Source organism: Stenotrophomonas daejeonensis (assembly GCF_001431505.1).
GTDB lineage: Bacteria > Pseudomonadota > Gammaproteobacteria > Xanthomonadales > Xanthomonadaceae > Stenotrophomonas > Stenotrophomonas daejeonensis.
In genome coordinates this window covers 15750-41409 of the sequence record NZ_LDJP01000008.1, presented here as the reverse complement: position 1 = coordinate 41409, position 25660 = coordinate 15750, and the positions used below count along the sequence as shown (strand labels likewise).

Here is a 25660-nt window from a genome sequence, read left to right as displayed (position 1 = left end):
GCCGGCACGCGCTACGTGGCCGGGAACACCCCGTGGCGGCGCGCCGCCAGCGCGATGGGCTGGCCGGCGGCATAGGCCGGGGCGTCCGGCGGCAGTTCGACCTCCACGTCCACGGCGGCCTCATGCAGGCGCGCGCGCAGCCGGGTACGGGCGCCGCTGCGCTGCACCGACAGCACGGTGCCGGCCCAGTCGCCGGCGGCGTCGGCGCGCATGTCCTCCGGCCGCACGTAGACCTCCAGTTCGCCCGCCGCCGGCAGGGTCGCCGGCAGCGGCCATTGCGCGCCGGCCACCTCCAGCCCGTCGCCGCGCACCCGCGCCGGCAGCCGGTTGGCCTCGCCGACGAAGCCGTACACGAACGGCGAGGCCGGGCGGTCGTAGACCTCGGCCGGGGTGCCGACCTGCTCGATGCGACCGCGGTTGAGGATGGCCACGCGGTCGGCCAGTTCCAGCGCTTCCTCCTGGTCGTGGGTGACGAACACCGTGGTCAGCCCGGTGCGGTCGTGCAGTTCGCGCAGCCAGCGCCGCAGGTCGCGGCGCACCTGCGCGTCGAGCGCGCCGAACGGTTCGTCCAGCAGCAGCACGCGCGGTTCGATGGCCAGCGCGCGCGCCAGCGCCACGCGCTGGCGCTGGCCACCGGACAGCTGCGTCGGGTAGCGCCCGCCCAGCCCGTCCAGCTGCACCAGCGCCAGCAGTTCCTCGACCCGGGCGGCGATGCGCGCCTTCGGCCAGCGCTCGCCGCCGCGCCGCACTTCGAGGCCGAAGGCGATGTTGCGGCGGACGTCCATGTGCTTGAACAGCGCGTAGTGCTGGAACACGAAGCCGGCGCGGCGCGCCTGCACGCTCAGCCCGGTGGCGTCCTCGCCGTCGAACAGGACGCGGCCCTGCTCGGGCTGCTCCAGCCCGGCGATGGCGCGCAACAGGGTGGTCTTGCCCGAGCCGGACGGCCCCAGCAGCGCCAGCAGCTCGCCGCTGCGGATGTCGAGGCTGACGCCGTCGAGCGCGGCGAAATCGCCGAAACGCTTGCCCAGTTGTCGTATGCGGATGTCCATCGTCGTCATCTCAGTGGCGGTGCGCGGCAGCCAGCGATTCGCCGTGGCGCCATTCAAGGAAGGTCTTTGTCACCAGCGTCAGCAGCGCAGTGCCGGCCAGCAGCGAGGCGCAGGCGAACGCGGCGCTCCACGTATGCGCGGACGGTTCGTTGTAGAGAATTTCCACATGCAGCGGCAACGTGTTGGTACGCCCGCGGATGTGCCCGGACACCACCGACACCGCGCCGAATTCGCCCATCGCCCGCGCGCTGCACAACAGCACGCCGTACAGCAGGCCCCAGCGGATGTTCGGCAACGTGACTTTCCAGAACATCTGCCACGCGTTCGCGCCCAGGGTCAGCGCGGCCAGTTCCTCGTCGTTGCCCTGCTGCTCCATCAGCGGCATCAGTTCGCGGGCGATGAAGGGAAAGGTGACGAAGGCGGTGGCCAGCACGATGCCGGGGATGGCGAACACGATGCGCGGCAGTTGCAGCAGCACCTCGCCCAGCACCGGCAGGTGCAGGTGCAGGCCGTCCTCGATCAGCGGCCACAGCCAGCCATCGCGGCCGAACAGCAGGATGAACACCAGCCCGGCCACCACCGGCGACACCGAGAACGGCAGGTCGATCAGCGTCACCAGCCAGCGCTTGCCGGGGAACTTGTGCTTGCTGACCACCCACGCCGCGGCAATGCCGAACAGCAGGTTCAGCGGTACGACGATCGCGGTGACCAGCAGGGTCAGTTTCACCGCCGCCAGCGCGTCGGCATCGGTGATCGCGGCCCAGAACGCCTGCACGCCGCCACGCAGTGCCTCGCCGAACACCAGCAGCAGCGGCAGCAGCAGGAAGGACAGCAGGAAGCCCAGCGCGCCGAGGATCAGCAGCACCTGCACCCAGCGCGGCTCGGTGGTCACGCTGGCCGCTTGCGCCGCGCCGCGGCGGCCGGTGGATGCGGCAATTCCCATCGGCAGCTCCGACACCATTTCGTTCATCGCGCGCCCCTGCGTTGCAGCCGCGCTTGCAGGCTGTTGACCAACAGCAACACGACGAAGGACAGCAGCAGCATCGCCGTGGCGATCGCGGTGGCCCCGGCGTAGTCGAATTCATCCAGGCGGATGGTAATCAGCAGCGGTGCGATCTCGGTGGCGAACGGCAGGTTGCCGGCGATGAAGATCACCGAGCCGTATTCGCCCACGCCGCGCGCAAACGCCAGCGCAAAACCGGTCAGCAGGGCTGGCCACAGCGCCGGCAGCACCACCCGCGCCACGGTCTGCAGGCGGTTGGCGCCGAGCGTGCCGGCCGCTTCCTCCAGCTCGCGCTCGCTCTCGGCCAGCACCGGCTGCACGATGCGCACCACGAACGGCAGGCCGACGAACACCAGCGCCACGACGATGCCGGCCGGTGCATAGGCGACCTTGACGCCCAGCGGCTCCAGCCAACGGCCTATCCAGCCCTGCCCGCCGTACAACGCGGTCAACGCGATGCCCGCCACCGCCGTGGGCAGCGCGAACGGCAGGTCGATCATCGCGTCGAACAGGCGCCGGCCGGGGAAGCGGTAGCGCACGAACACCCACGCCACCCACGTGCCCATCACCGTGTTGAACGCCGCCGCCGCCAGCGCGGTGAGGAAGCTCAGGCGCAACGCCGCCAGCACCCGCGGCTCGCTCCATATCTGCCAGATGCCGCCGACGCCCAGCCCGGCGGCCTTGAGGAACAGCCCGGCCAGCGGCACCAGCACGATCAGGCCCAGCCAGAACAGGGTGATGCCCATGCCGAGGCCGAAACCGGGAATGACCCGGCGCGCGCGCCGCCGGCCCTTCGGCGCGGCCAGCGGGGACGCCGGAGCGGGAGAAACCGGATGGGTCACTTATTTGCTCGCCTGGATCTGGTCGAACACGCCGCCATCGGCGAAATGCTCGGCTTGCGCCTTTTCCCACGAACCGAAGGCATCGCGGATGGTGACCAGCCGCACCTGCGGGAAGCGCGCCACGTCGGCCGGGGCGGCCAGTTCGGGATGGCGCGGACGGTAGTAGTGGCGCGCGGCGATGCGCTGGCCCTCCGCCGAATATAGGTAGTGCAGGTAGGCCTGCGCCACCTCGCGGGTGCCGTGGCGGTCGACGTTGCGATCGACCAGCGCCACCGACGGCTCGGCCAGGATCGACATGCGCGGCACCACGATCTCGAACTTGTCCGGCCCCATTTCCTGCTGGGCGAGGAAGGCCTCGTTCTCCCACGCCAGCAGCACGTCGCCGATGCCCCGCTGGACGAAGGTGGTGGTGGCGCCGCGCGCGCCGGTGTCCAGCACCGGCACGTTGCGGAACAGCGCGCGCATGTAGTTGAGGATGCGTTCGCGGTCGCCCTTGAAGATGTGGTCGGCGTAGGCCCAGGCGGCCAGGTAGTTCCAGCGCGCGCCGCCGGAGGTCTTGGGGTTGGGGGTGATGACCGACACGCCGTCGCGCAGCAGGTCCGGCCAGTCGCGGATGCCCTTGGGGTTGCCCTTGCGCACCAGGAACACGATCGTCGAGGTGTAGGGCGCGCTGTTGTCGGGCAGGCGGCTTTCCCAGTCCGCCGGCAGCAGCCTGGCCTTTCCGGCGATCGCATCCACGTCGTAGGCCAGCGCCAGGGTCACCACGTCGGCTTCGATGCCGTCGATCACCGCGCGCGCCTGCTTGCCCGAGCCGCCGTGCGAGGTTTCGACGGTGACCGTATCGCCGGTGGTCTGCTTCCAGTGCTTGGCGAAGGCGGCGTTGAAGTCGCGGTACAGCTCGCGGGTGGGGTCGTAGGAAACGTTGAGCAGCTGCACGTCGCGGGCGAAGGCACTGCCGGCCCCCAGGGCCAGCAGCAAGGCCAGCGTGGCAATGCCGGCGCGGCGGACAAGGGAGGAAGTCGTCATGGGGGCTCTCCGTCAGAAGGACACTTGCAGGCGCGAGAAAACGGCTTTTTCGTCGGGCAACGCGCTGGCGCCGCCGGCTGCATCGAAACGGGTGTGCGTGTAGTTGGTCACCAGCTTCAGGTTGGCGGTCAGGTACCAGTTGGCGCCCAGCACCCAGGCGCGGGCGCGCGCGGCCGAGGTGGCCGGGTCGGCATAGAACGGGAAGGCGGCAGCGTCGATCTCCAGCTCGCCGTAGCGGGCGGTCAGTTCCAGTGCGCCGCGGCCGCCGTTGACGCCGAACGGCCGCGCCGGCGTCACCCCGCGGTAACTGGCGTCCTCGCCGCTGAGCACCCAGCTGGCAGTGGCCTGCCAGGCGCGGTGCTCCAGCGCGGCGCGCTGGCCGGCGCTGGCTACTTCCTGCCGCGAGACGATGTATTCGCCCTGCAGGCCGAAGCCGTCGCGGTAGAACCAGCCCTGCGGCGACCAGCGGCGGTGGCTGCCGTCGGCCAGCACCGTGCCGCGGTAGCCGAAGAACGTGGCCTGCCCCGGGGTGCGGTAGCGCGGCAGGAAGTTGTTGCCGGCGCCGTGCTTGTCGCCGCTGCTGGCACCGAGGCCGAAGCCCAGCCCCGCCCAGGCGCTGTCGCGGCCCTTGAGCGGCTCGAAGAACACGCGCCCGGCCAGTTCGAAGTCGTCGTCCGGGTTGCTGGTGACGGCATCGCGGCCATCGACCGCGCCGTTGAACACGCCCAGCGCATAGCTGAACCTGCCCCCGGCCACGTCGCCCTGCAACTGCACGCCGAGGTCGCGGTTGGGTGCCAGTTCGCTGGCCAGCGCGCGTTCCACGTCGGCCAGCGCCGAGGAGGACTGCAGGCGCTCCAGCCCCACCGGCGAGGTGAACCTGCCTACCCGCAACGTCCAGGCGGGGTCGAAGCGCAGGTCGGCATACGCATCGACGACGCTGGCGCTGTCGCCGGCCAGCTCCGGGGTGAAGCGGTAAGCCACCCGCTTGCCGAGGCTGCCTTCCAGCGTCGGCCGCGCGGTGCGCAGCAGGAAGCTGTCGTTCTGGTTGGCGTCGCTGCCGAGGAACACCCGCGCATCGCCCTGCAGCAGGCCGCGCAGTTTCAGCTCGTAGGCGCCGTCGCCGGACTTGAACGCGGCGCCCTTCTGGTCGATGGCGATCTTCGGCGCGGCCTTCGCCGTGGCTGCGCGCTCTTCTTCCTGCAGTTCCAGGCGCCGTTCGAGGATGCGCAGGCGCTGGTCCAGCGCGGCCAACCCGGTATCTGCATCATCATCGTCGGCAGCGGCCACGCCGGCATGGCGTTCCAGCCGTTCCAGCCGCTGCTGCAACTGTTCCAGCGTCAGCGATTGCGCCTGTACCGGCCCCCATGCCCCACATGCCAGCCCGGCCAGGCTGGACAGCAGCAGCATCCTGGTCGACTTGGCGGACGGGGGAAGGGGCGCGGTCATCGGGAGATTCCTGTGGGATTGGACAGGTTGCCGATGCTGCGGGCGCACACGCGGGCGGAGAAATGACTTCGCCCGCTGCGCTTATAGCCATTCCCCATGACTCCGGCGGCACGGGCGGCCGGCGGCTAGAATCAGCGTCTTCTTTCCGCCGCAAGACGCCGCCATGACTTCCATCGCGCACACTTCCCCGCTCACCCGGCACTACGCCGAGGAACTGGACGCCATCCGCGCGCAGGGGCTGTTCAAGTCCGAACGCATCATCACCAGCCCGCAGTCCGCCGAGATCACTCTGGACGACGGCCGCACGGTGCTGAACTTCTGCGCCAACAACTACCTCGGGCTAGCCGACCACCCGGCGCTGATCCAGGCCGCCAAGGACGCGCTGGACAGCCACGGCTTCGGCATGGCCTCGGTGCGCTTCATCTGCGGCACGCAGGATTTGCACAAGCAGTTGGAAGCACAGATCGCGCGCTTCTTCGGCAAGGACGACACCATCCTCTACGCCGCCTGCTTCGACGCCAACGGCGGCCTGTTCGAGCCATTGCTGGGCGAGAACGACGCGATCATCTCCGACGTGCTGAACCACGCCTCGATCATCGACGGCGTGCGCCTATGCAAGGCCAAGCGCTTCCGCTACGCCAACTGCGACATGGCCGACCTCGAAGCGCAGTTGCAGGCCGCCGACGCCGCCGGCTGCAAGACCAAACTCATCACCACCGACGGCGTGTTCTCGATGGACGGCTTCATCGCCCCGCTGGACGAGATCACCGCGCTGGCTTCGAAGTACGGCGCGTTGGTGCACATCGACGAATGCCATGCCACCGGCTTCCTCGGCGCCACCGGCCGCGGCTCGGCCGAGGTCAAGGGCGTGCTGGACCGCATCGACATCATCACCGGCACCCTCGGCAAGGCGATGGGCGGCGCGCTGGGCGGCTTCACCTGCGCCAGCGCCGAGGTCGTCGAGCTGCTGCGCCAGCGCTCGCGCCCCTACCTGTTCTCAAACTCGCTGCCGCCGCACGTGGTGGCCGCCGGCATCAAGGCGTTCGAGATGCTGGACGCCGCCGGCGACCTGCGCGAGAAGCTGGCCGAGAACACTGCTTACTTCCGCGAGAAGATGACCGCCGCCGGTTTCGACGTGAAGCCGGGCGTGCACCCGATCAGCCCGGTGATGCTGTACGACGCCCCGCTCGCGCAGAAGTTCGCGCAGCGCCTGCTCGAAGAAGGCATCTACGCGATCGGCTTCTTCTTCCCGGTGGTGCCGAAGGGACAGGCGCGCATCCGCACCCAGATGAGTGCCGCGCACAGCCGCGGGCACCTGGACCGCGCCATCGATGCCTTCACCCGCATCGGCAGGGAACTGGGCGTCATCAAGTAACGGGACGTGCCCGGCCGGCAGCCGGGCACCCTCGCGCCATGCCGGCCAATGGCAGGCATGGCGCCATACCCGGGACGGTCAGCGCTTGCGCTTCTTCCCGTCCACGGCCGCCGGGGCCGCTGGCGCACCCTGCGCCACGCGGATGCCGTTGGCCTTCATCCAGGCATCGAACTGGTCGGCGCTCATGTTGGCGCCGTCCTGCTGCATCAGGAAACGGTAGTTGCCCAGCGCATCCTTCTGCGCCACGGAAGCGGCTTCCACCGTCACCGTGACCGGCTTGGGCGCCGTCGCCTGCGGGCCGGTCGAGGCGCACCCGGCCAGCCCCGCCACCGCCGCCAGCCACAGCGACGTTCCCGATACGCGAATCACTACCTGCATGGCACAGCACCTTCGTTCAAACCGGAGGACCCAGCCTAATCAGACACACGAAGTATTCAAGCTATTTCACTGAATTCATTGAATAAATGCAGATCCAGTCGCATTCATTCACTGAATGGGCACTGCAATGCCTGCAGTTCTTCCGCTTCCAGTTCGCGCCACTGCCCCTTCTCCAGCGTCCCCAGTTGCACCGGCCCGATCGCCACCCGTACCAGCCGCAGCACTTCGAACCCCAGCACCTGCAACAGGCGCCGGATATGGCGGTTGCGGCCCTCGGCCAGCACCACCTCCAGCCAGGCGGTGCGCTGGCCGTGGCGCAGCACCTGTACCGCATGCGCGGCCAGGTGCTCGCCGGCATCGTCGACGCCCTCGCGCATCCGCACCAGCTGCGCCGCATCGGGCAGGCCATCGACCTGCACCCGATAGGTCTTCAGCGGCCCGGTGGCCGGGTCGGTCAGCCGCGCCGCCCATTCGGGATCGTTGCTGAAAAGCAGCAAGCCTTCGCTGGCCTTGTCCAGCCGCCCGGCCGGCGCCAACCACGGCAGGCCGCCGCCGTCGAAGCAGCGATACACGGTGTCGCGCCCCTGCTCGTCGCGCACCGTGGTGACCAGCCCGCGCGGCTTGTTCAGGGCCACGTACCAGCGCCGCGCCGGTGCCAGCGGCACGCCATCCACCCGTACCTGCTGGCGCGACGGCACCACCGGGAACTCCGGATCGCGGACCACGCGCCCGTCCACGCTCACCCGCCCTTCCTGCACGCGCCGCGCCGCCTCGCTGCGCGAGCACAGCCCGGCCTTGGACAGCACCCGCGCCAAGCCATGCCGCGCCCCCCCGGCCGGCGCCGGCGCGGAAACGCGACGCCCGCCCTGGTGACCAGGACGGGCGTGCGTTGAAGGGGTCCGGCGGGAAGCCATGCGGCCTTGCGCCGGTTACTTGGCCTCGGGAGCCGGCTGCGCCTCGGCGGGGGTTTCGCGCGCCTTGACCACGCGCACGCCGCGCGCCTTCATCCAGGCATCGAACTCCTCGGCGGTCATGCGCTTGCCGTTCTGGCTCATGTCGAAGCGCCACGGCGTATTGTCGAATTCGGTCTGCGGCTTGTAGGCGGCCGGATCGTTGGGGTTGACCGCAGCGCCTGCCGGCACCGCATTGGCGACGTTGTTGCAGCTTTCCACGCGCAGGCGCATCAGCACCAGGTCCAGCGACTGCTCGCCCAGGTTCGAGGTCAGCACGCCCGCGGGCATGCCCAGCTGGCCCTGGCGCACGTGCAGCTCGGCGGCTACCGGGGCCACCACCGTGGCCGGCAGCGGTGCCGGGACCGCGGCACTGGCCGAGCAATCGACGGCTGCGTGGGCAACGGGGACGAGAGCCAGCGCGAGGGCACCGGCCAATGCGATACGCAGCATCGGATTTCCATCGGAAGAAGAACGCGGCGAGTGTAGGCAGCTGCCGATGCGCAATCAACCGCGGCATGCACGCGACCGCGCGCGGCGTGCCGGAGGTCCCGCGCATTCCGGGCCGCCGTCACGAAAAAGACAAGGCCCGGCAATGCCGGGCCTTGTCTGGTATCAATCGAAGCGTCCGGATCAGTTCTGGACGTTCAGCTCGGTGCGGCGGTTCTTGGCGCGGCCTTCCGGATTGTCCGAACCATCTTCGTTGGTATTCGGGGCAATCGGACGGCTCTCGCCGTAACCCACCGGGCCGATCAGGCGCGAAGCAGCGACGCCGTTGCCGGTCAGGTAGTCGTACACGGCGGTGGCGCGACGCTCGGACAGCTTCTGGTTGTAGGCGTCGCTACCCTTCGAGTCGGTATGACCGGCGACTTCAACGCGCAGCTCCGGATAACGCTTCAGGATCTCGGCCGCTTCGCTCAGGACCGACACGGCGTCCGGACGCAGGGTGGCCTTGTCGAAGTCGAAGTTGACGCCCTTCAGGTCGATCGACACCGGCACCGGGCAACCGTCCGGACCGATGATCTGGCCGGCTTCCGAGGTCGGGCACTTGTCGTCGCAGTTGTTGACGCCGTCGCCGTCGTCGTCCAGGTCGGCGCAGCTCGGCGCAACCGGAGCCGGAGCCGGTTCCGGAGCGGCGGCCACCGGGGCCGGGCCCAGCGGGATCACGACGCCGACCGAGGCCAGCACGTCACCGAACCAGTCGTTGTCGTTGCCGGCCAGACGCGGGTTCACGCTCTGGTCGTCGAAATCGGCGCGGTAGGCCAGTTCGGCGCGCACGGCGACGCGCTTGTCGAAGGTGGTCTGCAGGCCGACACCGACCTTGGCGGCCAGGTTGCCGTCCTCACGCTGCGCCGGCGAGTTCGGCGCATTGATGACGTACTCTTCCTCGGCCTTCTGGTAGCCCAGGCCGAACAGCAGGTACGGGTTCCAGCCACGACCGTCCTGGATGAAGTGGCGACGCAGGTCCAGCGACACGCCGTACTGCGACCAGTTCAGATTCTGGTTGCTCTCGAAATTCGGGTTCTGGTAATTCAGTTCGCCATCCAGCGACCAATTCGGGCTGATGAACTTGCCCAGGCCCAAAGTAGCGAACGGAGCGTCATTGGTAGTGCGATCGCTGTCCTGAAGGTTGAAGCCAGCCGAACCGGTCAGGTACCAGCGGTCATCGAATTCCTGGGCCGACGCAGCCTGGGCGAATGCCAGGCCACCCAGCAGCGCGGCGGTGAGAATCTTCTTGTTCATGAATACAACTCCTTGTTTCGGGGGAATGAAACCGGGTTAAGGCATGGTCCAGCGATTTCGTTCGTCGCGTTCAGAAACGGCCGTATCCGCACGCCAACGCGGTGCACATTATGCGCGGGACCGTGAAGACCGTGTTAACGGCGATATAACAAATGGCAGATTGCCGTCTTCCCGACCACGAACGAACGCTCATGCGGCTTGGCGGGCATACCTGCTCATCGGCATCGCATTCACGCCGCTCCGCCATCGTTGGCCCTCCCCTCACCGGCCACGCCATCAACCGCGCTGCGTATGATGCCTCTGCCCTTCCAGCAACGGATCTTCCCACATGAAAGCCGTCGCCCTGACCCGCTACCTGCCCATCGACGACCCGCATTCACTGCAGGACTTCGACCTCCCCGAACCCGCCGGTCCACATGGCCGGGACCTGCTGATCGGCGTGCAGGCGGTGTCGGTGAACCCGGTGGACACCAAGCTGCGCCGCGCCGGCACCGGCGAGGAGAATCCGCCGCGGGTGCTCGGCTTCGATGCCGCCGGCACGGTGCTGGCCGTCGGCCCGGAGGTGACGGCGTTCGAGGTCGGCGACGCGGTCTACTACGCCGGCGACGTCACCCGCCCCGGCTGCAATGCGCAGCTGCAACTGGTGGACGAGCGGCTGGCCGGGCGCAAGCCGGCCACGCTGGATTTCGCCGAGGCCGCCGCACTGCCGTTGACCACGCTCACCGCATGGGAGCTGCTGTTCCAGCGCATGCCCTGCCAACTGGACGGGCGCCGCCATGCCGGGCAGGTCCTGTTGGTCGTCGGCGGTGCCGGCGGGGTCGGCTCGATGGCCATCCAGCTCGGCCGCCATGCCGGCTTCACCGTGGTGGCGACCGCTTCGCGCGAGGAAACCGCGGCGTGGTGCCGGCAAATGGGCGCCACGCACGTGGTCGACCACCATCAGCCGCTGGCCCCACAATTGCGGGCGCTGGGCATCGTCGAGGTGGATGCGGCGCTGAACCTGGCCGATACCGACGCGTACTGGCAGCAACTGGGGGAACTGCTGGCCCCGCAGGGTCACGTGGGGCTGGTCGTCGAACCACGCGGCGAGCTGCGCATCGGCGATCCATACAAGGCCAAGTGCATCGGCATCCACTGGGAATTCATGTTCGCCCGCGCCCGCTTCCGCACCGAAGACATGATCGAGCAGCACCGCATCCTGACCCGCGCGGCCAGCCTGATCGATGCCGGCGAACTGCGCAGCCCGCTGAACCGGCGGCTGGGGCCGATCGGCGCCGCCAACCTGCGCGAGGCGCACCGGCTGCTGGAGTCGGGCCGCAGCATCGGCAAGCTGGCGCTGGAAGGCTGGGGTTGAAAGACCGGCAGGAATGAAGGAAGCAGGATTCACTCTCCCGGCATTTTCCCTTGGTCCATCCTCTCCCCCGCCTTCATGCCGATGTCCCGCACCGCCCTCGCCCCGCGCCTGCTGCAACTGCTTCCCGGCCTGTTCCTGTTCGGTATCGCCTCGTCGTTGATGATCCGCGCGGGCATCGGCATCGCGCCGTGGGACGTGCTGGCGCAAGGCATCGCGCAGCGCAGTGGCTGGTCCTTCGGCCTGGCCAGCAATCTGGTGAGCATCGCGGTGCTGTCGATGTGGTGGCCGCTGCGGCAACGGCCGGGGCTGGGCACCGTGCTCAACGCCCTGTTGGTCGGCCCCAGCGCCCAGTGCGGGTTGAACCTCATACCGGCGCCGCAGGGCCTGCCCATGCAGTTGCTGCTGTTCGCCGCCGGACTGGTGCTGCTGGCCGTCGCCACCGGGCTCTACATAGGCGCGCACCTGGGGCCGGGCCCGCGTGACGGACTGATGACCGGGCTGCATGCGCGTACCGGCCGGGCGATCTGGAAGGTGCGCACCCTCATCGAAGCCAGCGCCCTGGCGGTGGGCTGGTGGCTGGGCGGAAACGTGGGGCCGGGCACGTTGGCCTTCGCCCTGCTGATCGGCCCGCTGTGCGGCATCACCCTGCCGCTGTTCGACCGGGACAGACGCCACCCGCCGGCAGCCACGGCATCCCTGCCGGATCAGGCGCCCAAGTGACTAACGCCGCTGCGCCAGCACCTGCCCGCGGATGTACCAGTCGCGCAACGCGACATTGGCGGCAATGCGCCGGGCCTGCACAAGGGCAGCCGCATCCGGCACGTGCCCCTGCGCCTGCACGCGGCGTGCATCCTGCCAACCATGCAGTTGCGGGGCCTCCAACGGGGTCAGCATGCCCTCCCGCAGGTAGAGATGCTTGAACTGGGACAGCGCCTGTCCGCCATCGGCCGGCGCCTGCCATAGATTGCGTCCGGTGGCGAAATAACGCTCTCCCGGCAGGGCCAGCGACACCAGCGTCGGAACCAGGTCGCCGTGACCGGCGAACGCATGCACGTCGGGCCCCGGCCCGGGCGGCGCGAATGCAGGCGGCACCCGCAGGTAGGCGAACACGCGGTCCACGTCCGGCTGCTCCGCCGGCAGGTCGTAACGATAGTGGGTGCGCAGGTTGTGGTCGCCGGCGGCCGCAACGAGGGTGCGCTCCCCCAGTTCCCCCTGTCGCAGCACCTGCAGGAAGGCGCCGAACTCGTCGGCCTGGTACTGGTACGTCGCCAGGATCCTGCGCAGCTCGTCGCGGTCGTCCGTTGCGCGCGGGCCCAGGGCGGCCGGGTCCAGCGGCAACGTGCGATGCGGCGTGTCCAGTTCGAACGGCGGGTGGTTGGTCGTGGTCAACAGCACCAGGAACAGGCGTTCGCCACGGGCATCGGCCTGTGCCAGCAGTTCCCCGGCGAAGCGGAACAGGTAGGCGTCATAGATGCCCCAGTCGGTGCCATGCGCCTCGGGGAAGCGCGTGCGGATGTCGCGCGCATCGTAGACATGGTCGAAGCCCTGGTGGCTCAACGCGGTGCCGATCTGGCGCCAGTCGCTGCCTCCGCCATAGACGAAGGCGGTGCGGTAGCCGGCCCGCCTGAACGGCAGTGCCGCCGAGGTATCGAACGTCATCCGCGCATTGCGCCCGCCGGTAAGCGGCGTGATCGGCGTGCCGAGCAGCAGGTTTTCCAGTTCCTGGTGGGTGCCGTTCTGGCCGGCGATGAAATTGTCGAACCGGTAGCCGTGGGCCAGTTCCCCGCGCAGGCGCCCCAGCATGTCGTTGCCGGGCGTGTCGGCGTGCAACAGGTCCTGGCCGAACGACTCCAGCAGCCCCAGCACCACATGCGGCGACTGCGCCAGCGGACGCGGCTGCCCCGGCGCCACCGGGAACAGCGCCGCGCGCACCGGTCCGGGTTCGGCGGACGGCAGGCCGGCGACAACGGCCGCCTCGTCCAGCGTGGCGAAACCCAGCCGGTGCAGCCCGACCAGCGGATCGTCGCCGACACGGGTTTCCCGCGCCCGTATCCGGAGCGCGCGGTACAGCGTCAGCGGCGCATTCAGCACCGAGGCGTTGACGAAGGGATCGGGCGAGAACGTCACGTCGCGCCGCACCAGCGGGAACGTGCCCACGCTGCCACGCGCCAGCAGCAACAGCAGCAGGCATTGCACGACCACCAGCACGATGCGGGTGCCGGTACCGGAACCTGCAGGCCAGCGCGCGCTCAACCAGCGGCCGGCGCGCGGCACGGCCCAACCCAGCAATGCCGCCGCCAGCACCAGGCCCAGCACGCCGCGCAGCACTGGATAGTCCTGCCAGATGGTCACGAGGACCGCACCGGTATCGTCCTCGAACAGGCCGAACATGACCGGGTCGAAGCGCGTCTTGTAGAAACCGTAGTAGAAGTATTCGCAGGCGGACAGCAACAGGAACAACAGCAACACCCCCACCGCCAGCCACTGCGCCAGCCACGCCGCCCGGGCGTGTCGGCGCCGCAGCCACAGCGGCATCACCAGCAACCCGAGCAGCAGGGCGGCCACCGCTCCCGCCACCAGGTCATAGCGTAGCCCCTGCAGCAAAACCGGCAGCAACAACTCCATTCCCCGCCCGGCACCGGCATGGGCGCCCCACATGCACAGCCTGGCCATGCCCCCCAGCACGGCAATGCCCGCGACCAACAGCCACAACCTCGGCAATACCCGTTGGTCCTCGGGCAGCAATGATTTCGTATTCATTCGGAACAGGCAGCCCTTGGCGGTGGAGCGAACCGGCGATGCGGGCGCGCATTGTAATTCCAGCCCGCACCCTGGCCATCCAATACCCGGGGATTGAGAAATCGGCAGGTTGCACCGCAGAATGGCGGCAATCCATACGCAAGCGTATCCATCATGACGCCAGCCACCGACATCGCCTATCCCCACCTGTTCGCCCCGCTGGACCTGGGCTTCACGCGGTTGCGCAACCGCGTGCTGATGGGCTCGATGCATACCGGGCTGGAAGACCATGCCCGCGATTTCCCCAAGCTGGCCGCCTATTTCGCCGAGCGTGCCGAAGGTGGCGCGGCGCTGCTGGTGACCGGCGGCTTCGCCCCCAATGTGGTCGGCTGGCTGGCGCCGTTCGGCAGCAAGCTGTCGTGGCCGTGGGAAGTGCGCCGGCACCGGCAGGTGACCGCCGCCGTGCACGGGCACGCGGCGAAGATCTGCATGCAGCTGCTGCACGCCGGCCGCTACGGCTACCACCCGCTGCAGGTGGCGCCGTCGAAGCTGAAGGCGCCGATCAACCCGTTCACGCCGCGCGCCCTCAGCGCGCGCGGCGTCGAGCGGCACATCGCCGATTACGCCCGCGCGGCGCGGCTGGCGCGCGAGGCCGGTTACGACGGCGTCGAGGTGATGGGTTCGGAAGGCTACCTGATCAACGAGTTCATCGCCCCGCGCACCAACCAGCGCACCGACGCCTGGGGCGGCGACGCGGCCAGGCGCATGCGCTTCGCGGTGGAGATCGTGCGCCGCATCCGCGAGACCTGCGGGCCGGACTTCATCATCATCTACCGGCTGTCGCTGCTGGATCTGGTGGAAGACGGCAGCAACTGGCAGGAGATCGTGCAGCAGGCCAAGGCCATCGAGGCGGCCGGCGCGACGATCATCAACTCCGGCATCGGCTGGCACGAGGCGCGCGTGCCGACCATCGCCACCTCGGTGCCGCGCGCGGCGTTCGCCGGCGTCACCGCCAAGCTCAAGCCGCACGTGGGCCTCCCGCTGATCGCCACCAACCGCATCAACATGCCGGAGGTGGCCGAAGCCATCCTCGCCGCCGGTGGCGCGGACATGGTGTCGCTGGCGCGACCGCTGCTGGCCGACCCGCAGTGGCCGAACAAGGCGCGCGCCGGCAAGGCCGACGCCATCAATACCTGCATCGCCTGCAACCAGGCCTGCCTGGACCACGTATTCCAGAACAAGCGCGCCAGTTGCCTGGTCAACCCGCGCGCGGCGCACGAAACCGAACTGGTCTATCGCCCGACCTCCGCGCCCAAGCGCATCGCCGTGGTCGGCGCCGGCCCGGCCGGGCTGGCCTGCGCCACGGTGGCGGCCGAGCGTGGCCACCGCGTGACCCTGTTCGACGCCGCCGGCGAGATCGGCGGCCAGTTCAACGTCGCCAAGCGCATCCCCGGCAAGGAGGAGTTCCACGAGACGCTGCGCTACTTCCGCCACAAGCTGGTCGAAACCGGCGTGGAACTGCGACTGGGCACGGTCGCCGGCACGGAAACCCTGACCGGCTTCGACGAGGTGGTGGTGGCTACCGGCATCGTCCCGCGCACCGTGGATTTCCCCGGCGCCAACCACCCGATGGTGGTCAGCTACCTCGACGTGCTGCTGGGCCGGGTCCGGGCCGCCGACAAGGTGGCGGTCATCGGCGCCGGCGGCATCGGCTTCGACGTCGGCGAGTTCCTCGTCCACGAAGGCGAATCGCCGTCGCTGGACCCGGCCCGCTGGATGGCCGAATGGGGCGTGGACCCGGACTTCGAGGCGCGCGGCTCGCTCGCCAGGCCCCGGCCTGAACACCCGGCACGCCACGTCTGGCTGCTGCAGCGCAGCCCCGGCAAGCCCGGCGCACGGCTGGGCAAGACCACCGGCTGGATCCACCGCGCCACGCTCAAGGCCAAGGGCGTGAAGATGCTGGGCGGCGTGGAGTACCTCGGCGTGGACGACGCCGGCCTGCGCATCCGCGTGGACGGCAGCGAGCAGCTGCTTGATGTCGGCACCGTGGTGGTCTGCGCCGGGCAGGAGCCGCGCCGCGAACTTGCCGACGCGCTGCGCGCGGCCGGCCGCAGCGTGCACGTCATCGGCGGCGCCGACGTGGCCGCCGAACTGGACGCCAAGCGCGCCATCGACCAGGGCAGCCGCCTCGCCGCGGAGCTCTGAAGCCACGAAGAATGTGACGACGCCCTCAATTCCATCCCAGCAACAAACCTGAATGTCAAGAAACCGCATTCAGGACCGGTTTTGGATTCCCCCCCTACCTTGCGCGCACTTTCCGCTCACCCCCCAGTTCAGGTGAGCACGGCGCGGCCCCCTCCGAACGACATTGGAGGCCGCCCACGGGGCGGCCCCGATGCCACGGCCGCCTCCCCATGACGCCAAGCTGCGGTTGCCAGGCTCCAGGTTTCGTTACCAGAGCAGGCGCTGCTGCCCATACGGAGCAAGGAGACCCAATGAAACTGGCCTGGATACTCTGGCTGTCGCAACTGTTGCCGCAGCCGGCCGCCGACTCGCTGTGCCTGAGCACCACCGTTTACCTGGAAGCCCGCGACCAGACCCTGCGCGGCCAGCAGGCCGTGGCCGAAGTCGCGCTGCGCCGCCTCGACAGCGGCCTGTGGGGCGACTCGATGTGCGAGGTGGTGACCGCGCGCAAGCAGTTCGCGCCCACCCTCGTCGCCCCCGGCTTCCGCCTGCGCAACAACGACGCCTGGGCCGAAGCGGTGGGCGTGGCCTTCGCCGCCGAGCGCAACTGGGCGCTGCCGGCCGGCGAGCGCCAGGAGATCGTGCCCGGCGCCAGCCACTTCGCCGCCCATGCCATCGCCAGCCCGAGCTGGCGCAATGCCTACCAGGTGGCGACCATCGGCGGGCACACCTTCTACAAGGTGCAATCGCTCAAGCCGCGGCAGTCGTAACGGTCCGTTGCCGCCATGCCGCTGTGCGGCGGCAACCGGCTCTGGGATAGTGCGTGGGTTTCCCATCCACTCCCGGAGTCCCCATGAAGCTGTACAGCAAGCCCGGTGCCTGCTCCACCGCCGACCACATCGCCCTGCAATGGACCGGCCAGCCGTTCGAGGTCGAACTGCTGACCGCCGAACGCATGAAGGCGCCGGAATTCCTGAAGATCAACCCGACCGGCGCGGTGCCGGCGCTGGTGGACGGCGATTTCGTGCTGACCCAGAACGCGGCGATCATGGGCTACATCGCCGACAGCTTCCCGCAGGCGCGGCTGGCCGGCGACGGCAGCCCACGCCAGCGCGCGGAGGCGACCCGCTGGCTTTGCTTCGTCAACTCCGACCTGCACCCGGCCTTCGTGCCGCTGTTCTCCCCGGCCAAGTTCCTCGCCGATGCTTCCCAGCACGATGCCCTGAAAGCCACCGCGCGCACCCGCCTGCGCGGCCTCTACGAGCAGGCCGAGCGGCAACTGGCCGGCAGGGACTGGCTGGCCGGCTTCCGCAGTTTCGCCGATCCCTACCTCTACATCACCCTGCGCTGGGCCGGCGCGGTGGGCGTGGACCTGTCGGGGTTGGACCACCTGGCCGCGTTCAAGGCGCGGATGGAAGCCGATGCCGGCGTGCAGGCCGCACTGAAGGCCGAAGGACTGGCCTGACGGTCCCCATAGCTGCGGGGCTTGCCCCGCAGGGGCCTTCTTATTCAGAGGATTCCTTCCGGAAAGCGTGCGGGGCAAGCCCCGCACCTGCGTCAAGTTTCAGAACGGCACAGGCGACTCGAATGCCATCGCCTGCCCGCTGCGCGGATGCGCGAACGCCAGCGCTCGCGCATGCAGGCATACCCGTGCCGCGGGTACGGCCCCGTAGAGCACATCCCCGACGATGGGATGACCAATGCTGGCCAGATGCAGGCGCAGCTGGTGGCTGCGGCCGGTCACCGGCTCCAGTTCCAGCCGCGTGCACCGCGTATCGGCATCGCGTGCCATGACCCGCCAGCGAGTCAACGCCAGCTTGCCCAGTTCGAAATCCACCTTCTGTTTCGGCCGGTTCGGCCAGTCGCAGATCAAGGGCAGCGCGATCTCGCCAACCTCTTCTTCGACCAGTCCCTGCACCAACGCTTCGTAACGCTTGCCGACCTGCCGCCGCTCGAACTGCGCCGACAACGCCACCTGCATCGCCTTGCCCCGTGCATGCAGCAGCAGCCCCGAGGTGACCTGGTCCAGCCGATGCACTGTGAGTACATCCGGGTAATGCGCCTGCAAGCGCGTCACCACGCAATCGCGGTTTCCCTCGGCACGCCCCGGCACCGACAGCAGGCCGGCCGGTTTTTCGGCTACCAGTAGCGCCTCGTCGATGTGGTACAGGAGGATGTCGTTCATCAGTTGGAGCACGGAATCCTTGTAGGAGCGTACCTTGGTGCGCTCCTACGCCATGAAAGCCCACAAAAAGACGGGGAAGCCGAAGCTTCCCCGTCCGTCACGTCATGGCGCCATCGTTTACAGCAGGTCTGCCACGCCGGCGCGCTCTTCTTCCAGCTCGGCCAGGGTGATGTCGATGTACTTCTTCGAGAAGTCGTCGATCGGCAGGTCCTTGACGATGCTGTAGGTGCCGTTCTCGGTGGTCACCGGGAAGCCGAACACCACGCCTTCCGGAATGCCGTAGGAGCCGTCGGACGGCACGCCCATCGTCACCCACTTGCCGCCGGTGCCCAGCACCCAGTCATGCACGTGGTCGATGGCGGCATTGGCGGCCGAGGCGGCCGAGGACAGGCCACGGGCGGCGATGATCGCCGCGCCGCGCTTGCCGACGGTCGGGATGAAGGTGCTGGCGTTCCATTCCTGGTCGTCGATCAGCTCGGCCACCTTGGTGCCGCCGGTGGTGGCGAAGCGGTAGTCCGGGTACATGGTCGGGCTGTGATTGCCCCACACGGTGAACTTCTCGAAGCTGTCCACGGCCTTGCCGGTCTTGGCGGCGAGCTGGCTCAGCGCGCGGTTGTGGTCCAGGCGCAGCATCGCGGTGAAGTTCTCCGGCTTCAGGTCCGGTGCCGACTTCATCGCGATGTAGGCATTGGTGTTGGCCGGGTTGCCGACCACCAGCACCTTGACGTCGCGCTTGGCCACGGCGTTCAGCGCCTTGCCCTGCACGGTGAAGATCTTGGCGTTCTCCAGCAGCAGGTCCTTGCGCTCCATGCCCGGGCCGCGCGGGCGCGCGCCGACCAGCAGGGCGACGTCGACGTCCTTGAACGCGACCAGCGGGTCGGCGGTGGTCACCACGCCGGCCAGCAGCGGGAACGCGCAGTCTTCCAGCTCCATCACCACGCCCTGCAGCGCGGCCTGGGCCTTCTCATTGTCCAGTTCCAGCAGTTGCAGGACGACCGGCTGGTCCTTGCCCAGCATTTCACCGGAAGCGATGCGGAACAGCAGGGCGTAGCCGATCTGGCCGGCTGCGCCGGTCACGGCAACTCGTACGGGTGCTTTCATGGGGGTTTCCTCTGTCAAGAAACGAATCGTGGGGGCGGCCCGCGCCTTGCGGCGGGGCTTGAAGCAAAAACGGCCACCTGTGCAGGTGGCCGTGGAGAATCAGGCGGCGAGGATCTTGTTCCACTCGGCCACGCGCTCGGCCTTGGCGGCCAGCACGGCGTCGGCATCGCCTTCGATGGTGACCGTGTTGATGGCGTCGCCCTGCTTGATGGCGTCAACCACGTCCAGGCCTTCGGTCACCTTGCCGAACACGGTGTGCTTGCCGTCCAGCCAGTCGGTCTTGATGTGGGTGATGAAGAACTGGCTGCCGTTGGTGTTGGGGCCGGCATTGGCCATCGACAGCACGCCGCGCTCGTGGCGCACGCCGTTGTTGGTCTCGTCCTCGAAGCGGTAGCCCGGGCCGCCGCGGCCGGAGCCTTCCGGGCAGCCGCCCTGGATCATGAAGTCGGCGATCACGCGGTGGAAGCTCAGGCCGTCGTAGAACCCGCGCTTGGCCAGGTTGACGAAGTTGGCCACGGTCAGCGGCGCCTTGTCGGCGAACAGCTCGACCTTGATCAGGCCGCGGGAGGTGTCGAAGTTGGCGATCAGGGACATGGGATACCTTGTGGGGAAAGACGGCTTTGCCAGCCGCATAGGATACACCCGGCCCGAATCCGCCAGCGCCGGCCACCGTGTCCGGCGCTTGCTGAATGGGCGCCTCCACATCCCGCCACGGGTACTTTTCGCGCAGGGCCCGCCTGCCCGTATAATGTTGGACTTCTTTTCCCAATCCACGGCACCTGCTGGCCGTCTTTCGCATGTCCATCGAAAACCTTCGCAACATCGCCATCGTCGCCCACGTCGACCACGGCAAGACCACCCTCGTCGACCAGTTGCTGAAGCAGTCTGGCACCCTGTCCGAGCGCACGGTGCTGGCCGAGCGCGTGATGGACAGCAACGACCAGGAAAAGGAACGCGGCATCACCATCCTGGCCAAGAACACCGCCATCAAGTGGAACGGCAACCGCATCAACATCGTCGACACCCCCGGGCACGCCGACTTCGGCGGCGAGGTGGAGCGCGTGCTGTCGATGGTCGACTCGGTACTGATCCTGGTCGACGCGATGGACGGCCCGATGCCGCAGACCCGCTTCGTCACCCAGAAGGCCTTCGCGATGGGCTTCAAGCCGATCGTGGTGGTCAACAAGGTCGACCGCCCCGGCGCGCGCCCGGACTGGGTGATCGACCAGGTGTTCGACCTGTTCGACAAGCTCGGCGCCACCAACGAGCAGCTGGACTTCCCGATCGTCTACGCCTCCGGCCTGAACGGCTACGCCGGCCTTGAAGACACCGTGCGCGACGGCGACATGACCCCGCTGTACGAAGCGATCATGAAGTACGTGCCGGCGCCGCAGGTCGAAACCGAAGGCCCGTTCCAGATGCGCATCAGCCAGCTGGACTACAACAACTTCGTCGGCGTGATCGGCATCGGCCGCATCCAGCGCGGCAAGGTGAAGAAGAACCAGCCGGTGGTCGTGATCGACCGCGAGGGCAAGAAGCGCCAGGGCAAGGTGCTGCAGGTGCTGGGCTTCATGGGCCTGGAGCGGATCGAGGTCGAGGAGGCGCAGGCCGGCGACATCGTCGCCATCTCCGGCATCCAGGAGCTGACCATCTCCGACACCGTGTGCGCGCTGGACAACCCGGAGGCGCTGCCGGCGCTGACCGTGGACGAGCCGACCATCTCGATGACCTTCCAGGTCAACAACTCGCCGTTCGCCGGCAACAAGGACCTGTCCGGCGGCAAGTTCCTGACCAGCCGCCAGCTCAAGGAGCGGCTGGAGCGCGAGACCGTGCACAACGTCGCGCTGAAGGTCGAGCAGTTGGAGGACGCCGACAAGTTCCTGGTCTCCGGCCGCGGCGAACTGCACCTGTCGGTGCTGATCGAGACCATGCGCCGCGAAGGCTACGAGCTGGCCGTGTCGCGCCCGGAAGTCATCATCAAGGAGATCGACGGCCAGCTGATGGAGCCGATCGAGCAGCTGGTGGTGGACGTCGAGGAGCAGCACCAGGGCGGCGTGATGGAGAAGCTCGGTACCCGCAAGGCCCAACTCAAGAACATGGAGCCGGACGGCAAGGGCCGCGTGCGCCTGGACTTCGAGATCCCGGCGCGCGGCCTGATCGGCTTCCAGAACGAGTTCAAGACCCTGACCCAGGGTTCGGGCCTGCTGTTCCACGTGTTCGACCATTACGGCCCGAAGGAACAGGGCGCCATCGCCAAGCGCCTGAACGGCGTGATGATCGCCAACGCCCCGGGCACCACCCCGGCCTACTCGCTGGGCCCGCTGCAGGAACGCGGCAAGCTGTTCGCCGCCGAAGGCGACAACGTGTACGAAGGCCAGCTGATCGGCATCCACTCCAAGGACAACGACCTGACCGTCAACGCCATCAAGACCAAGCCGCTGACCAACATGCGCGCTTCGGGCAAGGATGACGCGATCCAGCTGACCCCGGCCATCAAGTTCTCGCTGGAGCAGGCGCTGGACTTCATCGACGACGACGAGCTGGTGGAGATCACCCCGAAGGAGATCCGCCTGCGCAAGAAGCACCTGACCGAGAACGATCGCAAGCGCGCCTCGCGCGCCGGCTGATCGTCTTGAAGCAACGCCAGCCCTACAACCCGGATCGCCACGCGCATCCGGGCCTGGCCGCCATCGCCCTGCTCGAAGCGGGCAAGGCGGTGTTGGCGTTCCTCGCCGCCGCGGGCCTGGAGATCTCCGGGCCCGCGCCGTTGCGCAACATCGTCAACACGCTGGTCCGCCGCGTCGGCGCGGACCCGGAGCACGGCTCGTTCTCCAACCTGCTGGACCTGATCACACCGGACACCGTGCACGTCGGCGTCATCGCGCTGGTCGCCTACGGCCTGCTGCGCGCGGTGGAAGCCTGGGGCCTGTGGCGCGCCAAGGCCTGGGCCTCGTGGCTGGGCTGCATCTCCGCCGCGCTGTACCTGCCGCTGGACGTCTACGCCATCGCCAGGCACCCCGGCTGGGCCTCGTGGCTGCTGCTGGCGGTCAACGTGCTGGTGGTCTGGGTGCTGGCCCGCGATATCGGCAAGCGCCGCCCGCCACGCAACGCCTGACGCCGTTGCCAAGGGCGCCACGGGGCAATAGCCTGCCCGGATGCGCCCCTTCCCGATACGTCCCCGCCCCCTGCTGCCGCTACTGGCGCTGGCCCTGTGCTGCGCCTGCCAGCGCCCTGCCACGCAATCGGCCGAAGCGCCCTTCCCCTATCAGGAAGCCGACATCGCCGGACTGCAGGCGCGCATGGCCGCCGGCGAACTGGACAGCGTCACCCTCACCGATGCCTACCTGCGCCGCATCGCCGAGCTGGACCGCAGCGGCCCCACCCTGCGCGCGGTGACCGAGCTCAATCCCGCCGCGCGCCGCGAGGCCGCCCAGCGCGACGCCGAACGCCGCGCCGGCCATGTGCGCGGGCCGCTGCACGGCATGCCGGTGCTGCTCAAGGACAACATCGCCGCCACGCCCATGCACAACACCGCCGGCTCGCTGGCGTTGAAGGGCTTCCGCCCCGGCCGCGACGCCTTCCTCGTGCAGCGCCTGCGCCAGGCCGGCGCGGTGATCCTGGGCAAGACCAACTTGAGCGAATGGGCCAACTTCCGCTCGACCAGGGCCAGCTCCGGCTGGAGCGCGGTCGGCGGGCAGACCCGCAACCCGTATGCACTGGAGCGCAACCCCTGCGGCTCCAGCGCGGGCAGCGCGGTGGCGGTGGCCGCCAACTTCGCGGTGGTGGCCATCGGCACCGAAACCGACGGCAGCATCACCTGCCCGGCGGCGATCAACGGTATCGTCGGGCTCAAGCCCACCGTCGGGCTGGTCAGCCGCGACGGCATCATCCCCATCTCCTTCAGCCAGGACACCGCCGGGCCGATGACCCGCAGCGTCGCCGATGCCGCGCTGCTGCTGGGCGCCATCGCCGGGCGCGACGAAGCCGACCCGGCCACCGCGGCGATGCCCGGCCGCGCCGTCTACGACTACAGCGCACGCCTGCGCACCGATGCCCTGCGCGGCGCCCGCATCGGCCTGCTGCGCAGCCCGCTGTCCGAACGCCCCGAGATCGGGCCGGTGCTTGCCCAGGCCGTCGCGGCGCTGCGCGCGGCCGGCGCCATCGTGGTCGAGACCGAGCTGCCGACCGAAGGCCAATGGGAACAGGACGAACTGACCGTGCTGTTGCACGAGTTCAAGGCCGGCCTGCCGCGCCACCTGCAGCAATGGCAGGCGCCGGTGACGACGCTGGCCGGGCTGATCGCCTTCAACCGCGAGCATGCCGCGCAGGAAATGCCGTTCTTCGGCCAGGAACTGTTCGAACAGGCCGAAGCCGCCGGCGAACTGAACGACCCGGCCTACATCAGCGCCCGCAACAACGCGCGGCGCCTGGCCGGCCCGGAAGGCATCGACGCCGCGCTGCGCGCCGACCAGCTGGACGCGCTGATCGCGCCGACTACCGGCGTGGCCTGGCGCACCACCCACGGCGAGGGCGACGACTACCCGGGCGGCAGCTACGGCGCGGCCGCGGTGGCCGGCTACCCGAGCCTGAGCGTGCCGATGGGCCATGCCGACGGCCTGCCGCTGGGACTGCTGTTCATGGGCACCGCGTGGAGCGAACCGCGCCTGCTGGAACTAGGCTACGCCTACGAGCAGCTCACCCGCGCGCGCAAGCCGCCGACGTTCGCCAGCGGCAAGCCGTAGATGCCGGGCTCTCCCCATATTGGGGCATTGCATGGAAAGCCCCGTGCCGGGCAAGCCCGGCACCTACGCGGGGATGATCGGCTTTCCGTAGATGCGGGGCTTGCCCCGCATGGAGCCTCACCGGTAAAGCCATGCATGGGGCACAAACCCCATACCCGCGATCCCGGACGCGCGCCTATGCGCCCTGCTTGCGCACGATCGCCATCGCGATTTCCAGCGACTGCTCGTAGTTCAGCCGCGGGTCGACGCTGGAGCGATAGGCACGCTCCAGATCGCGCTCGGTCAACTCGCGCGCGCCGCCGGTGCATTCGGTGACGTCCTCGCCGGTCAACTCCAGATGCACGCCCCCCAGCCGGGTGCCGGCGGCGGCGTGCAGGTCGAACGACAACTCCACTTCGCGGCGCACGTTGTCGAAACGGCGGGTCTTGTAGCCGTTGCTGGTGCTCTCGGTATTGCCGTGCATCGCGTCGCACACCCACAGCACGCGACGGCCATCGCGCTTGACCGCATCCAGCAACGGCGGCAGCTTGTCGGCAATCTGCGCCGCGCCCATGCGGTGGATGAAACTCAACCGGCCCGGCTCGTCATCCGGGTTCAATACGTCGATCAGGCGCAACAACTGCTCCGGCTGCACCGACGGCCCCACCTTGATCGCGACCGGGTTGCGGATGCCGCGGAAATATTCCACGTGCGCGCCATCCAGCGCGGCGGTGCGCATGCCGATCCACGGGTAATGCGTGCTCAGGTTGAACCAGCCCGGCTGGCGCGGCACCTGCCGGGTCAGCGCCTGCTCGTAGGGCAGCAGCAAGGCCTCGTGCGAGGTGTAGAAATCGACCCGGTTGAGGTTGTGCACCTGCGCGCCGGACAGGGTTTCCATGAAGCGCACCGCATCGCCGATGGAGCCGACCATCTTCTGGTACTCGGCGGCCAGCGGCGAGCAGCCCATCCAGCTCAGGTTCCAGTATTCGGGGTGGTGCAGGTCGGCGAAGCCGCCGTCGATCAGCGCACGCACGAAATTCATCGTCAGCGCCGAACGCGAGTGCGCCACGATCATCCGCTGCGGGTCGGGCATGCGCGCGGCGGCGGTGAATTCCGGCGCGTTGATGACGTCGCCGCGGTAGCTGGGCAGCGTCTGCCCGTCGCGGGTCTCGGTATCGGCCGAACGCGGCTTGGCGTACTGGCCGGCGAAGCGGCCGACGCGGATCACCGGCTTGCGCAGCCCGTGCACCAGCACCAGGCTCATCTGCAGCAGCACCTTGAGCCGGTTGGAGATCGTGCCCGACTCGCAATCGACGAAGTTCTCCGCGCAGTCGCCGCCCTGCAGCAGGAAACGCTCGCCCTCCTGCGCCTCGGCCAGCTGCCGCTTGAGCGCGAGGATCTCCCACGAGGTCACCAGCGGCGGCAACCGCCGCAACTGCCCCAGCACGTCCTCCAGCGCCTGTAGGTCCGGGTAGGTCGGCATCTGCAACGCCGGCTTGCCGCGCCAACTCTCCGGCGTCCAGTCGGCGGCGGTGGGAGACAGGGACGGGAAAGCATTCATGGG

The 25660-nt window shown here is 68.9% G+C and carries 22 protein-coding genes and 1 pseudogene; 9 read left to right on the top strand and 14 right to left on the bottom strand.

Translation table 11 applies throughout. From position 1 onward, the window contains the following. Positions 1–11 precede the first annotated feature (11 nt). From ABB34_RS01450 to ABB34_RS01430, 5 genes are all read right to left on the bottom strand, one after another. The gene (locus tag ABB34_RS01450) at positions 12–1049 is read right to left on the bottom strand and encodes a sulfate/molybdate ABC transporter ATP-binding protein (RefSeq protein ID WP_057639471.1); all 1038 of its coding nucleotides are present in this window, start codon (positions 1047–1049) and stop codon (positions 12–14) included. 10 nt (positions 1050–1059) lie between these two features. Further along, a complete protein-coding gene (cysW, locus tag ABB34_RS01445) occupies positions 1060–2019 on the bottom strand; it encodes a sulfate ABC transporter permease subunit CysW (protein WP_057639455.1) in 960 nt (319 codons plus the stop codon). Further along, positions 2016–2819 (bottom strand): sulfate ABC transporter permease subunit CysT, encoded by an 804-nt coding sequence (gene cysT, locus ABB34_RS01440; RefSeq protein ID WP_152979468.1) that lies wholly within the window; start codon positions 2817–2819, stop codon positions 2016–2018. Before cysT ends, cysW begins: the two co-directional genes overlap by 4 nt. Before the next feature lie 75 nt (positions 2820–2894). Beyond that, on the bottom strand, positions 2895–3920 hold the full coding sequence (locus tag ABB34_RS01435; RefSeq protein ID WP_057639453.1) for a sulfate ABC transporter substrate-binding protein: 1026 nt from the start codon (positions 3918–3920) through the stop codon (positions 2895–2897). 12 nt (positions 3921–3932) lie between these two features. Next, a complete protein-coding gene (locus ABB34_RS01430) occupies positions 3933–5366 on the bottom strand; it encodes an OprO/OprP family phosphate-selective porin (RefSeq protein ID WP_245625379.1) in 1434 nt (477 codons plus the stop codon). A 163-nt stretch (positions 5367–5529) separates the two neighbouring features. Between ABB34_RS01430 and kbl the strand changes: the two genes are divergently transcribed. Then, positions 5530–6741 (top strand): glycine C-acetyltransferase, encoded by a 1212-nt coding sequence (kbl, locus tag ABB34_RS01425; RefSeq protein ID WP_057639451.1) that lies wholly within the window; start codon positions 5530–5532, stop codon positions 6739–6741. Between the two features lie 78 nt (positions 6742–6819). Here kbl and ABB34_RS15445 read toward each other — a convergent pair whose 3' ends face one another. The 4 genes from ABB34_RS15445 to ABB34_RS01405 form a co-directional block, all read right to left on the bottom strand. Further along, entirely contained in the window at positions 6820–7119 is a 300-nt protein-coding gene (locus tag ABB34_RS15445) for a hypothetical protein (protein ID WP_057639450.1), read from the bottom strand. A 104-nt stretch (positions 7120–7223) separates the two neighbouring features. Next, positions 7224–8033: a pseudouridine synthase gene (locus ABB34_RS01415; protein WP_057639449.1), complete on the bottom strand. Its 810-nt coding sequence runs from the start codon at positions 8031–8033 to the stop codon at positions 7224–7226. 15 nt (positions 8034–8048) lie between these two features. Continuing rightward, positions 8049–8522 carry a hypothetical protein gene (locus ABB34_RS01410; protein WP_057639448.1) on the bottom strand — a complete coding sequence of 158 codons (474 nt, stop codon included), beginning with the start codon at positions 8520–8522 and terminating at the stop codon, positions 8049–8051. Positions 8523–8702: 180 nt separating this feature from the next. Next, entirely contained in the window at positions 8703–9812 is a 1110-nt protein-coding gene (locus ABB34_RS01405) for an OmpA family protein (protein WP_057639447.1), read from the bottom strand. Positions 9813–10140: 328 nt separating this feature from the next. Between ABB34_RS01405 and ABB34_RS01400 the strand changes: the two genes are divergently transcribed. After that, positions 10141–11166: a zinc-binding alcohol dehydrogenase family protein gene (locus tag ABB34_RS01400; RefSeq protein ID WP_057639446.1), complete on the top strand. Its 1026-nt coding sequence runs from the start codon at positions 10141–10143 to the stop codon at positions 11164–11166. A gap of 81 nt (positions 11167–11247) precedes the next feature. Next, complete coding sequence (yczE, locus tag ABB34_RS01395; RefSeq protein WP_425478912.1) at positions 11248–11886, top strand: membrane protein YczE; 639 nt, start codon at positions 11248–11250, stop codon at positions 11884–11886. Here yczE and ABB34_RS01390 read toward each other — a convergent pair whose 3' ends face one another. After that, complete coding sequence (locus ABB34_RS01390; RefSeq protein WP_211258137.1) at positions 11887–13782, bottom strand: LTA synthase family protein; 1896 nt, start codon at positions 13780–13782, stop codon at positions 11887–11889. It lies immediately after the preceding gene. A gap of 297 nt (positions 13783–14079) precedes the next feature. On the opposite strand from ABB34_RS01390, the gene ABB34_RS01385 reads away from it, so the two are divergent. The 3 genes from ABB34_RS01385 to ABB34_RS01375 all read left to right on the top strand — a co-directional run bounded on the left by ABB34_RS01385 (position 14080) and on the right by ABB34_RS01375 (position 17554). Further along, positions 14080–16110, top strand: a complete 2031-nt coding sequence (locus ABB34_RS01385; protein ID WP_057639443.1) for an NADPH-dependent 2,4-dienoyl-CoA reductase — start codon at positions 14080–14082, stop codon at positions 16108–16110. A 290-nt stretch (positions 16111–16400) separates the two neighbouring features. Next, a complete protein-coding gene (locus ABB34_RS01380) occupies positions 16401–16859 on the top strand; it encodes a cell wall hydrolase (RefSeq protein ID WP_057639442.1) in 459 nt (152 codons plus the stop codon). Positions 16860–16942: 83 nt separating this feature from the next. Next, positions 16943–17554: a glutathione S-transferase N-terminal domain-containing protein gene (locus tag ABB34_RS01375; RefSeq protein WP_057639441.1), complete on the top strand. Its 612-nt coding sequence runs from the start codon at positions 16943–16945 to the stop codon at positions 17552–17554. Positions 17555–17653: 99 nt separating this feature from the next. Here ABB34_RS01375 and ABB34_RS01370 read toward each other — a convergent pair whose 3' ends face one another. From ABB34_RS01370 to ABB34_RS01360, 3 genes are all read right to left on the bottom strand, one after another. After that, positions 17654–18274, bottom strand: coding sequence for an RluA family pseudouridine synthase (locus ABB34_RS01370; protein WP_057639440.1), 621 nt, complete (start codon positions 18272–18274; stop codon positions 17654–17656). A 117-nt stretch (positions 18275–18391) separates the two neighbouring features. Further along, a complete protein-coding gene (locus ABB34_RS01365; protein WP_057639439.1) occupies positions 18392–19375 on the bottom strand; it encodes a malate dehydrogenase in 984 nt (327 codons plus the stop codon). Positions 19376–19474: 99 nt separating this feature from the next. Beyond that, the gene (locus tag ABB34_RS01360; RefSeq protein WP_057639438.1) at positions 19475–19969 is read right to left on the bottom strand and encodes a peptidylprolyl isomerase; all 495 of its coding nucleotides are present in this window, start codon (positions 19967–19969) and stop codon (positions 19475–19477) included. Positions 19970–20172: 203 nt separating this feature from the next. Here ABB34_RS01360 and typA point away from each other — a divergent pair, with 203 nt between their 5' ends. The 3 genes and pseudogenes from typA to ABB34_RS01345 form a co-directional block, all read left to right on the top strand. Next, entirely contained in the window at positions 20173–22002 is a 1830-nt protein-coding gene (gene typA / locus ABB34_RS01355; RefSeq protein ID WP_057639437.1) for a translational GTPase TypA, read from the top strand. Positions 22003–22007: 5 nt separating this feature from the next. Continuing rightward, positions 22008–22490 carry a DUF2127 domain-containing protein gene (locus tag ABB34_RS01350; protein ID WP_057639436.1) on the top strand — a complete coding sequence of 161 codons (483 nt, stop codon included), beginning with the start codon at positions 22008–22010 and terminating at the stop codon, positions 22488–22490. A gap of 73 nt (positions 22491–22563) precedes the next feature. Further along, positions 22564–24114 (top strand): annotated as a pseudogene (locus tag ABB34_RS01345) (amidase); the annotation flags it as partial. Positions 24115–24292: 178 nt separating this feature from the next. Here ABB34_RS01345 and ABB34_RS01340 read toward each other — a convergent pair. Next, positions 24293–25657, bottom strand: coding sequence for a class II 3-deoxy-7-phosphoheptulonate synthase (locus ABB34_RS01340; protein WP_057639435.1), 1365 nt, complete (start codon positions 25655–25657; stop codon positions 24293–24295). Positions 25658–25660 lie beyond the last annotated feature (3 nt).